We start from the raw sequence: 11,950 nt of genomic DNA, 5'->3' as shown, positions 1-11,950 counted from the left end.
ATCAAAACAGATTTAGGTGGAATGTCGCCTGTTCAATATCGAGAATCAACAGAATTAAAAGCTGCATAAAAAAGTGTCCAAACTTCGGGGTTCAGATCAGTGTTGAAGACTCGCAGGTTTTGCGAGGCTTCAACCGAGGTTCGAGACCGCACTCTGGCTCGGGCCGTTCCGCGCAGCAAATTAATACTCTCAGCTCTGGAAACGGAAACGGCATACTTACCTAAAACATTACGTAATAAAGAGAGGTTGAGACATCGTCTCAGCCTCTCTTTATTATTTTTATATTTGTACTCATTGGGGAGTTTTAACTATTTTTGGTCCTTTAGGAAAGTATCATATTGTGATTGCATTTCCTTTTGTACCTTGTCATATCCAGCTTTCTTCAATTCTTTATTCATCTTAGGAATTGTTGTTTCTGGATCTGATGTACCTGTTTGTAGACCTGCTAAGTACTTGTTCATAACATTTGAAATATTTGTTAATTCTGTCTTAACGTTCTTTGTCTTGAATTGGAATCCAAGGATTGGAGATGTGATGGCGTCTTTTGTATCTTGGATACGTGTTTGAACCATTTCATCGGTTATATTCTTTGTCGGTGTAATCTTGTTGTTATCACCTGTTTGCCATGGTGCTGAATGATAATTTTCTTTGTAGCCTTTAAGTAGTTCAACACGTTTGTCGTCTTCAACATACTTCCAAGCCTTACCTTTTTCACCATAAACCAAACCGTTTAGAACTTCAGGGTCACTGTTCATAACACCAAGAACTTTAACAGCTTTTTCTTTATTGTCAGAATTGTTACTTACAACATAGTTGTACATTTGTGCTTGAGCTGTTGACTTGATTGCAGGACTAACTGCTCTTGAAACAATTTCTTGTCCAGCTGTTTGTGATAATTGATGGTCACCGTAATCAAATGGTCCTTGTGTTTCTTGTCTTGCAAACCATGTGTCACCACTCAAAGGACGATCTGTGTTGTCAGTTGCTGCATCTTTAGCAATGTAGCCCTTCTTGTAATATTCGTGGAACTTCTTCAATGTTGCTAGGTAGGCTGGATCATCATAGGGGTTAATGATCTTTTTACCACTATCGACTGCATTAACTGCAAATGGATAGTTTTGGTCGATTGCAAAATCAAGGTTGGAACCGATACGTAAATTAGGTCCAGTTGAGAATGTTAAAACTTTCTTATTTTGAGAATGGAATTGGTTAAATGCGCTCTCTAAATCATCATATGAATTGATGTTATCAACATTAATATTGTATTTGTCTAAGTATTTTTTATTAAATGAGATAACTTGTGTCGAATAGATATTGGAATTGATAGGCATTGTATATAGCTTGCCGTCAATCTTGTTACCTTTGATATAAGCCGGATCTAAATCATCATAAGCTGACTTAGCATACTTAGGTAATAATGAAGTTAAATCTGTATAAGCACCCTTTTGAGCATTAACGGCATAGTTATCAGCTTTGGCAATATCGTACTTTTCACCAGATGAAACGATAACTGACATCTTTTGCTTGTAATCGCCCCAGCCGATATATTGAATCTTCAGTTTAGCTCCAGCTTTCTTTTCAAGGACCTTATTAGTATTAGCAATTAACTTATCATAATTTTTTGGTTTATCACCAATTTGATACATTAACAATGTTGGTGTGCCATTGTCACTAGCTGATTTCTTTGATCCACAAGCCGTTAATCCTACAGCTGTGATAGCTAAAAGTGACAACCCTACGGCACGTTTAACCCATTTTTTCATTTCGTATCCCCCGATACTGATTTTTTATAAAGTTACTCTTTAACACCACCGATGGTTAGACCACGGACGAAGTATTTTTGGAAGAATGGATAGCTGACTGCAATTGGTAATGTAGCAATAACAACCATGGCCATTCTTGTTGCTTCTTTCGGAATTGCTAGTAAACTGCCACCGAATTGTGAACCCATACCAGAACTTGCTGAAAGCATTTCGATATTTGCTTGAATCTTCATCAATAAGTATTGCAATGGAATCAAGTTGTCACTTTGAATATATAGCAAAGCGTTAAACCAGTCATTCCAATAACCTAATGCTGCGAATAAACTGATTGTAGCAATACCAGGTACTGCAAGTGGAATAACGATTTGTGTAAAGATTCTTAACTCACTTGCACCATCAATTCGGGCGGATTCAATAATTGACTCTGAAACCTGTCGTTTGAAAAAGGTCCGCATAACGATGATATTGAATGGACTAACAGCCATTGGCAAAATCAAAGCCCAAAGTGTATCTTTCAAGTGCAAGAAGTTAGTTACAACGATATAGTTAGCAACCATACCTGGTGAGAACAGCATTGTGATCAGACAGAAAACTGTAAAGAAACGACGATACTTAAATGTGTTTCTTGAAATTGCATAGGCATAAGTTGATGTGAATGTTGAATTTATCAACGTACCAACAACCGTAACTAAGATTGAAATCCAAAGTGATCTTAGTAGTTCTCCACCCATAGTTGCAAGATATCTGTAACCGGCAAAACTCCAAACCTTAGGCCAAAGTCTGTAACCATATGTTGCTAAAGCATTTTCATCCGTTAATGAAATGACAACAACGAAGAACAACGGAATCAAACATGATATGGCAAATATTGCTACGACTATGTTGAAGAATAAGTCAGCACCTTTACTAAAGGAGTGAACTGAAACACTATCTATTTTCTTTTTCTTCTTTTTATTAATCAATTTCAATTCTCCTTCCTAAAATAGTGCTGACTCGCCATCAAGTTTTCTAACAAGCGCATTTGTTGAAACTAAGAGGACACATCCTACAACTGATTGGTAAAGACTGGCAGCACTAGACATACCAATATCACCAGTGGATGTTAAACCGTTAAAGATATATGTATCAAGAACTGAGGTTACATTATATAAGGCACCTGAATTCTGTGGGACTTGATAGAACAATCCAAAATCGGCACGGAAGATATTACCAACTGCTAAGATCGACATCAAAGTCATAAGTGGAACTAATTGTGGAATTGTAATGTTCTTAATTTGTTGCCACTTATTCGCGCCATCAACTGTAGCTGCTTCATAGTATGTCGGATCAATTCCCATAACAGTTGCAAAGTATAGAATACTGTTATAGCCAATACCTTTCCACGTTCCGATGAAGAGTAAGATAAATGGCCAATACTTAGGTTCCGCGTACCAGTTAATATCTGTGTGTAGCATCATGTTCAACAAACCTTTATCTGGGTTCAAGAATGCCATTACAAAGTATCCAATGATAACCCATGATAAGAAATAAGGCAGAAGCATCGATGTTTGGTAAACCTTAACCAATCTCTTGTGCCTTAATTCACTCATAATAATAGCGAAGAACACCGAGATGATTAGGTTTAAGGAAATAAATCCTAAGTTATACAATAATGTATTCTTAGTTATCAACCAGGCAGCATCTGATGTAAAAAGGAACTTGAAGTTTTCAAATCCGACCCACTTACTTTGCATCAAACTTGCTAGAAATCCGTCTGGTGAAAAATGAAACTCCTTAAACGCCACTACGTTAGCAAAAACAGGAATATAAAAGAAGAAGATCATCCAAATGGCACCAGGTAAAGCAAACAATAGAAATGGACCATTATGGAATACATTATAGAAGAAACCTTCTTTTGGCTTTTTTGGATGTGAAACCTTTTTGATTTCTTCTGGATTTACGTCATTCTCCATTCTCTTTTTTCCTCCTCCCCTTTTAATTAACTTACAAGCAAAATTATAGCGCTTACATAAGGGGCGGAATAAGTTACATATTCTATATTTGTTATACAAATTCTAGGAAAGTATTAAAAAAAATTAAATTGATATATCATTTTTTTGGCCGCCTCCGGTTGTCAGTAATATAGTCCTGCTGTGGGACCGGCTCGAGCCGAAATGCGGTCTCGACCCTCGATTTTGAGCCGAAAACCGCGTCTCAAAATCGTCCTGTGGTGTAAAGGCTAAAGCCTTAACGCCACTTTCACTGCTGGACTATATTACTGACAACCTCCGGCTAGGGTATTTTTTACTTACTATTTTAGTTAACTGATGAATAACCGTTGTAAAAATCCTAGATGTAGCTTTTACAACAGAACAATCTAAGGTTCCTGATCAACTCTTAGACTCTGGCCGTTCCACTCGGCCTGTGAATATTTTCTAGCTCTGGAGACGGCGTAATTCGCCAAACTTGTAGCCTTTATTTATAAACTGAAGATTGATGTTTGAAAAATAAATATAACCATTGTTATTACATACCTAGAGCTAATTTATATAAATAACCCAGAAGTCTTCGTTTCATTGTCTGATAAAAAATAAACTAGCTGGAAGAGCTGAGAGTATTCATTTGCAGCGAAAGTGGCGTTATTGCTTTAGCAATTACACCACCGGGCGTGTTGAAGACTCGCGGATTTTGCGAGGCTTCAACCGAGGTTCGAGACCGCTTTCTGGCTCGGGCCGTTCCGCGCAGCAATTGAATACTCTCAGCTCTGGAAACGGAATCCCTAACTAAATAATTACAAACCAAAAAAGGCCAAGCCTACATTTCTTCGATGTACGTTTGACCTTTTATTTTAAAAGAATGTCTCAGTCGGATATAATGAAAAAATCTTAAACTCCGGTCTGATCAACACCCATAATTTTAAATCCATAAATTCTGGCAGTATTGCCTGACTGTTCTGCCTTGTGAATAAATAATTTCACATAGCGACCTTCAACTTTTGAAATAGCATCTTTACTAATATCCAAGGTGTTATTTCTATGTTCGACAACGGTCGTCCAGTTTTGCTTGTCATTGCTTACCAAAATATCATAATCTTTGGTATTCCAACTACTATCCTCACCACCGGTAGCTGCATTGTACAGTTCAAAGCCAGTAATTGTCTTAGTATTTCCGAGATCTACAATCATAAATGGATTTTCATGTGAGTTATCACACCACTTGGTTGTTAAATCTCCGTCGATTGCATGTGAGTAGTCTTCATTTTCGTTCGTAAATCCGGACCCTTCAGTTGCACTGACTCCGTCTAACTTAGTCAAATCCTGAACGCTATACCCGGCCGATTCATCATAGACTGTGATGTAATCGTCTTTTTTAACTTCAATAGTTCCGGACGCATTTGTTACTTTACAATTAACAGAATATTGACCGGCCTTAGCGAATTTGACAGTGATCCCTTTTTCACTTTGAGAAACAACTTCTGCGCCTGGTATTTCCCATTCAATATTTTGCGTTGATGGTGAAACCTTAGCACTCAAATTAACCTCTTCGCCAGCCTTCACAAATGTTGAACTGGAGCTAAATGTTGCTTCAGGCTTTTCCAATACATTAAATGTATAGCTAGTTGTGGCTGATTTATAAGCATATTCATTATTGAATATATCCTTTGGTGTGACGATATATTCACTTACACCTTCAGTTCTTTTTTCATTCATTACTGTAAAAGCATTATTGGAGGTTGTTCCAGCTAATGTTGTATGACCGTTTGGTTTTCTTAGATAAATGTTGTACCCAGCCGTATCATCATTAGGTTTATCCCACTGTAAACGAACATTTTCAGTCATGTCATCGGTAACTGTTTTGCCCTGAACTTTTAGACCTGTCACAGAATTTATTCTTTGGGATTGACCATTGCTAAACGTCATGGAACCAATATTTACTTGATTTTCACCTGTCTTTCCATAGACATTTAAACCAATTGACTTAATTGTTTTCCCTGCCAATTTAGACAGACTAAATCCATATTCATGCCAGCCATTAATGTCGCTATATTTATTGGCATCCAAAGTGATTTTTTTATCATTCTCATCAGTCAATACTAATTGAAGGTTCTTTTCACCTTTAACAACAATTTTAGCTGACTCACTTCCTGTTGCCTTCAAGTCTGAAGCATACAATTTGATATAACTTGCCGCATTATTTTTCATATTACCGGATAATTCAACAGAAGATCCTCCATTAAACGCATCCTTGTAACTGAACTTAGCCGAGAGATTATTGCCCTTAGCATTATCAAGTATCCACCTGTATGTAGGTAAAATATCTTGAATACTACGATTGTTATATGTTCCTGGGACCATTAATTGACCATTCTTATAATACTTATCACCATTACCAACATTGAAATTGGTAACAAATGGAAATTGCGTTACGGGCGTTTTCTCGACTACATACTTAGAAATCCCCTGCCATTTTTGCGACTGATCCACTTTTCTTGGGTCATTATTAGCATTGGTCCACATCTTTTGTTCGTTTTCCCAATACTTGTCGACATCGTAATTAGCACCATCTCGTAACGTCCAGTCAGGACAATATAAGCCAATTGACGTTTTTAACTTGCCACTTTCATCCAGCAGCATCTCAGGATTTCTGGAACTATTGATACCGTTTGCCTGCAGATCTATACCTGCGAAGAGGTCATACGGATCACGGCCTAAATCCAAAGCTTCTTTATTTGATGAAGTCAACTTGTCCTTCGTCCAACGAAAATCAATAAACATTTTATCAGCAATACTTTTATCACCTTGTTGGAAGAAAGAACTATTTTTATCATTCAACGCACCCTGCCAAGTAACATCCCCAGAAGGTAACATCGCATCGTACCAGATAACCTGATGATTTGGCTTCTTGTGATCATTTAAATAAACCATCATATCTCTTAAATCATGAGCTGTATGTTCATCAACATCAGTCTCTTCATTGATAAACCAACCGTCAAAACCATAATAATCAGCCATCTCGATTAATTTATCGGCTACAATGAAGTTTCCATTTTCATCCTTTTGAGTAAACTGTTTAACCCACTCGGTTTTGCCTCCATATACTGAAGGTGGGAAAAAGACTGTTCCAACCACTGGCACGCCATTTCTATGCGCCGCATCTGTCAAATCACCACTTGGCGGAACAATAATACCTTCACCTGACGAACCCGCCCAAGCAACCAAGGTGTCTACATATTGCCAATTAGTGAAATTATAGACTGCCTTGTTACTATCACCTTGAGATGGTGTCCCTGCAGTGTGTTGATTCGTAATAGCAATCGACAACACTTTGGCATCTGGATTTTGATAGTCATTAACTTTATTTCCTTGAGAACGCTTTGCCAATTTCACATTCGAAACATTATAATCCGCATCTGGATCCGACTGGGGACTCCATTTCAATAATCCCTCAGGAAATAGTGCCGTTGATTCCTGATTCTTTTCAAAATCAGTAATATTTTGTGACATAGAAACTGTTTCAGTTTTTACCTCAGCATGCACAACTTGATAATCCAAATGATTAGTACAAATAAGTGTTACCGAAGCCATGCCAATCGCCGCAGCAAAAATAAATCCCTTTTTAGACATAAACCAGACCCCTCTACGTTTTTATGTAAGTGTTTTCAAAAGAAATCTTAGCAAGTTCTTTTGACTAAATCCTCTATTTTTTAACTGAAATATTTAGACACTTTAAACTAGATTTACTGTTTTCGGGATTTAGGATAAACTTAACTGCCATCTTCAGAGCTGGGTTAAATAGCAAAAGATCACAATTGGACATGCTTATTATTGAAGAACTAGTTGGAAGATTTGAAAGTATTCATCCATACTCCATCAGGCGTGTCAGAGACTTACCGGTTCTTGATAAGGTTTCAAACGACCTGAGGTTCGGGCCGTTCCGCGCAGCATATGAATACTTTCAGCTCTGGAAACGACATAATTCATCAAACCACTAACCTTTAGTTAAAAAAATCGTTCAAATATTATTGCTGCATATTTTCATATTTGCTATTCTTTAAAAGAACTATATAACTGGCGGATGTAGAATAAACTACAAGGGAATATAGTTTTCAATAGCCGACCGCCTGGGCATCTCTTTTTAGAGTTGCCCTATTTTCGTACCTCAAATACAAGAAAGGATAAAAATAATTGGACATTTTATTTTCAAATATCTCAAAAGAGTATCAAGTAAAAAAGCGACAAGATAATCCTTTTTTAAATTTTTTTAATCGAGAATATGAAAGCAAGCAAGCATTAAAAAATGTTAGTTTTCAGATTAAAAAGGGAGAAATCATTGGATACATTGGACCAAATGGAGCGGGTAAATCAACTACTATTAAAATTATGACTGGGATTTTAAAACCAAGCAGTGGCAAATGTTGCATATTGGGTGTTGATCCGATGGAGAATCGTATTAAGTTTGTAAAAAAAGTTGGTGTGGTTTTCGGAAATCGTTCAAATTTACTGTGGGATTTACCTGTAATTGATTCAATTCATATGATGCAAAAATTATATGACATTCCACAGGAAACATTTTCAACCAACTTTAAAGAGCTGACTGAAATGATGGATATTAAGAACTTATTGCATATGCCAGTTAGGCTTCTTAGTTTAGGACAACGCATGCGCTGCGAAATCATAGTTTCACTTTTACACAATCCTGAAATTCTCTTTCTTGATGAACCTACATTAGGTCTTGATGCCCGTTCCAAGATAGCAGTCCATCAATTTATCAAAAAAATAAACGAGAAACGAAGTATTACTGTCATTCTAACCACGCATGATATGAATGACATTGAGGCGTTAACAAACAGAGTAATCATTATTGGAAAAGGAAGTAAACTGTTTGATGGTCAATTTAAAGCTATAAAAGACAAGTACAAAAAAATAAAAAAAATTCAACTTGAAATTAATCAAGTTGAACAAATAACTAGTATAACTAATCAAATTAAGCAGCAATTTAGTCCTGATTATGTGACCGTAATTGCAAATGAAATTGTTATTGAAATTAGAGACGAAACACATGAATTTGAAGAATTTATTAAATATATTTCCAAAATAAAAGCGATAGGAAATTATCAAATCCAGTCCCTTAATATTGAAGAAATTATTGCCCGCTATTATTCCGAGCTAGATATTTAATAAATAAGAATGTGAGGTCAATTATGTACAGAGGTGTTTTTATTTACCGGATTAAACAATTATGGCAATATAAAATCTCACTGACATCCTCTTTACCCCTATATTTAATAAGAGGTTTTCTGACTATTTCAATTCTACTGGCTTTTAATACATTATCGCTTCAAAATAATCAGGGCAAAGAATTAGTAAATTACATTTGGATACAGACTTGTTTTGCTCCATTCGTTTCCGCTTGGATCATCGACAGTGACTTGAATAACATCATTAAGACAGGAAATATTGCATACGAATATCTGAAACCAATAGATTTGTATTGGGCATGGTTTATACGATTAGTATCGCAACGTTTGTTAACAGGAATTATTTCAAGCATTCCTTTATTATTACTAATAAACTTTCTTCCCGTACCTTATGCATTAAAATTACAGCTATCTCAGGAGAAACTAATACTGTTTATTGTAGCCATTAGTTTGGCATTAATCTTAAATACGGTTTTATCCCTACTTGTTTATATTTCTGTTTTCCACACCTTCTCTATCACTGGTTCCCTACTCATCTTTGGATCAATTATGGAATTTTTGGGTGGTTTAGTTATACCATTTTCATTATTCCCAGAAAATATGAAGAAAGTATTGAACCTATTACCATTCAAGTATGGAGCAGCTTACCCCTTTCAATTGTTAAATGAAAATGAATTGTCCATGGCAAGCTTAATCGGAGTTATAAGCCAATTAATTTGGATAATTATTATTATAGTCATTGGTAAAATATGGCTTGAAAGTAATATAAAACACATTGTTGTACAGGGAGGGTAAATCTTGAGTGTTTATTTAATGCTAGTCAAGAATAATATCAAAGCCCAATTCGAATACAACATTTCCACTTACTTACTTATTCTAGGGCAATTTATTGCTCAGTTCACTTTTATTCTAGGTTTCTTTTTTCTATTTAAATCTCTCGGATCTATTAGGGGCTATGTCTTTTCACAAGCTTTATTAGTATATGCACTGGTAAATATTTCTTATACGTGCGCTGAAATTATTGGTAAAGGAATTAATAACCTATCTGAACTGATTAGACGAGGAAATCTGGATATTTATCTCATGAGACCGCAACCGTTATTGTTGCAGGTAATGGGAAGTGGCGTAGAAATTTCCCGAATTGGTAGATTAATTACTTCAATTTCATTATTAGCATTAGCCATTATAAGAAGTTCTATTCAATGGGATTCTTTTAGAATTATTGCGATGTTTATAATTCCTTTGGGTGGAATTATTCTATTTCTTGGTTTATATATCTTATTTGGATCTTTAACATTCTTCACTGTCAATTCAATAAATATCTCTATTCTACTCATGGGCAGTGGTTCAGACTGCTTGCATTACCCCGTGGATGTTATGAATAAGACGGTGAAAACCATCTTAACTTATATCTTCCCATTTGCTTTAATCAACTATTATCCATTTCTATACATATTTGGTAAATCAACAGTTTCATCGTTAGTTTTCGTCCCATTTTTATCCATTGGATTCTTGTCAATTATTTTACAATTTTGGAAATATGGTGCTATCCATTATTCATCTACTGGTTCCTAGGAGGAAAATATGTACTTTATAAAAATTAATAATATGAAATTTCATTCACATATAGGCAAATATGCCGAAGAGAAAAAAATTGGTCAAAACTTAGAAATTGATTTGAAAGTTGAAATGAATAACTCAATGATCTTGGACAAAATTGAAAATACCATTAGTTATTCTCAATTTTATGAAATTATTTCACAAATAATTTCTAATAGTAAAGTTGATTTAATTGAAACCTTAGCCCAAAATATTATTTTCGAAATAAAAAAAATTGATAAAGAAAAAATCATTGATGTGATTATAAAGGTAAGGAAGTTATCTGTCCCTATTGATGGAATTTTTGATAACGTAGAAATTGAAATGAGAGGATCTAAAATATGAATCAGGTTTACCTAAGTATCGGAAGTAATATGGAAAATAGGAGGAAATATTTAAGTGATGCAATTTTATATCTTAAGAAAGACAGCAACATTCAGGTTGAAAAAATTTCATCAGTATACGAGACTTCACCAGTTGGTAAAATTGAACAATCAAATTTTTTAAACATGGCTTTAAAGATTTCAACAAACTATGACTCCTTAAAATTGCTAAATAAGATTCATCTAATTGAAAAAAGTTTAAATAGAAAACGTAATTTAAGATGGGGACCGAGAACTATTGATATCGACATTTTATACTTCAATGTGGATATTATTCTATTAAATACTTTACAAATTCCACATAAAGAAATCAAAAATCGACTATTCGTTATGGTACCTCTCATAGAAATATGTGAGGTTGATTTCTACGAAAAAAAGCAACTGATAGAATACATTTCGAAATTACAAGATACTAAACAAAAAATCAAAAAAATGGAGTCGATATTATGTCTATAAACAATACAAATAACATTGAAGAATCTGTAAGAAATATTATTAAATTGACTGGTGAAAATCCAGAACGTGAAGGCTTACTAGAAACCCCAAAACGTGTTGCTAAGATGTATCAAGAAATCCTATCTTCACAAGGAAAAACGAAATTTGATGAATATAAAATATTTACAGCAGATGCCACAGATAATTCTCAAATGGTTTTGATTAATGATATTCCATTCTATTCAATGTGTGAACATCATATGTTACCTTTTTTTGGAACAGCTCATGTCGCCTATATCCCCAATAATGGTAATATCATTGGATTAAGTAAAATCCCTCGTCTAGTAGATTTTGTTTCAAAAAAATTAAATGTTCAAGAGAACATCACTAAAGATGTAGCCTTAACCTTAGATGAGATTTTAAATCCTAAAGGTGTTGCAGTTGTATTAGATGCTCGTCACATGTGCGTAGAAATGAGAGGTATAAAAAAGGGAAGCTGTGTTACTCGAACATCGTTTTATAGTGGAAAGTTTGATAAACATCCACAAATGAGATATGAATTTTTACAAACTCTTAGTAAATAGGTGAGGACG

Annotated in this window: 8 protein-coding genes, 1 pseudogene and 1 riboswitch; of the genes and pseudogenes, 5 read left to right on the top strand and 4 right to left on the bottom strand. The window is 35.0% G+C overall.

Annotated elements, in window-relative coordinates:
• Positions 1-308: 308 nt before the first annotated feature.
• The 4 genes from FFM71_RS03135 to FFM71_RS03120 form a co-directional block, all read right to left on the bottom strand.
• Positions 309-1,763 carry an ABC transporter substrate-binding protein gene (locus FFM71_RS03135; protein ID WP_137610736.1) on the bottom strand — a complete coding sequence of 485 codons (1,455 nt, stop codon included), beginning with the start codon at positions 1,761-1,763 and terminating at the stop codon, positions 309-311.
• A gap of 32 nt (positions 1,764-1,795) precedes the next feature.
• The gene (locus FFM71_RS03130) at positions 1,796-2,722 is read right to left on the bottom strand and encodes a carbohydrate ABC transporter permease (RefSeq protein WP_137610742.1); all 927 of its coding nucleotides are present in this window, start codon (positions 2,720-2,722) and stop codon (positions 1,796-1,798) included.
• Between the two features lie 18 nt (positions 2,723-2,740).
• Positions 2,741-3,715 carry an ABC transporter permease gene (locus tag FFM71_RS03125; RefSeq protein WP_137610735.1) on the bottom strand — a complete coding sequence of 325 codons (975 nt, stop codon included), beginning with the start codon at positions 3,713-3,715 and terminating at the stop codon, positions 2,741-2,743.
• A 912-nt stretch (positions 3,716-4,627) separates the two neighbouring features.
• Entirely contained in the window at positions 4,628-7,366 is a 2,739-nt protein-coding gene (locus FFM71_RS03120; protein WP_137610734.1) for an endo-beta-N-acetylglucosaminidase, read from the bottom strand.
• A 430-nt stretch (positions 7,367-7,796) separates the two neighbouring features.
• Positions 7,797-7,876, top strand: a riboswitch (ZMP/ZTP riboswitch).
• A 51-nt stretch (positions 7,877-7,927) separates the two neighbouring features.
• Between FFM71_RS03120 and FFM71_RS03115 the strand changes: the two genes are divergently transcribed.
• The 5 genes and pseudogenes from FFM71_RS03115 (at position 7,928) to folE (ending at position 11,941) form a co-directional block, all read left to right on the top strand.
• Positions 7,928-8,920: an ABC transporter ATP-binding protein gene (locus tag FFM71_RS03115; RefSeq protein WP_137610733.1), complete on the top strand. Its 993-nt coding sequence runs from the start codon at positions 7,928-7,930 to the stop codon at positions 8,918-8,920.
• 23 nt (positions 8,921-8,943) lie between these two features.
• On the top strand, positions 8,944-9,735 hold the full coding sequence (locus tag FFM71_RS03110; RefSeq protein ID WP_137610732.1) for a hypothetical protein: 792 nt from the start codon (positions 8,944-8,946) through the stop codon (positions 9,733-9,735).
• An 18-nt stretch (positions 9,736-9,753) separates the two neighbouring features.
• Positions 9,754-10,515 (top strand): ABC transporter permease, encoded by a 762-nt coding sequence (locus FFM71_RS03105; protein ID WP_137610731.1) that lies wholly within the window; start codon positions 9,754-9,756, stop codon positions 10,513-10,515.
• A gap of 9 nt (positions 10,516-10,524) precedes the next feature.
• Positions 10,525-10,884: a dihydroneopterin aldolase gene (gene folB / locus FFM71_RS03100; RefSeq protein ID WP_137610730.1), complete on the top strand. Its 360-nt coding sequence runs from the start codon at positions 10,525-10,527 to the stop codon at positions 10,882-10,884.
• Positions 10,881-11,941: pseudogene (folE, locus tag FFM71_RS13845) on the top strand (GTP cyclohydrolase I FolE). The gene folB and the pseudogene folE overlap by 4 nt, the downstream one beginning before the upstream one ends.
• Positions 11,942-11,950 lie beyond the last annotated feature (9 nt).

Origin of the sequence: Companilactobacillus huachuanensis (assembly GCF_005404815.1) — a bacterium.
Classification (GTDB): Bacteria; Bacillota; Bacilli; order Lactobacillales; family Lactobacillaceae; genus Companilactobacillus; species Companilactobacillus huachuanensis.
Note: the sequence above shows the minus strand (reverse complement) of the source record. Positions and strands in the feature narration are given on the sequence as shown.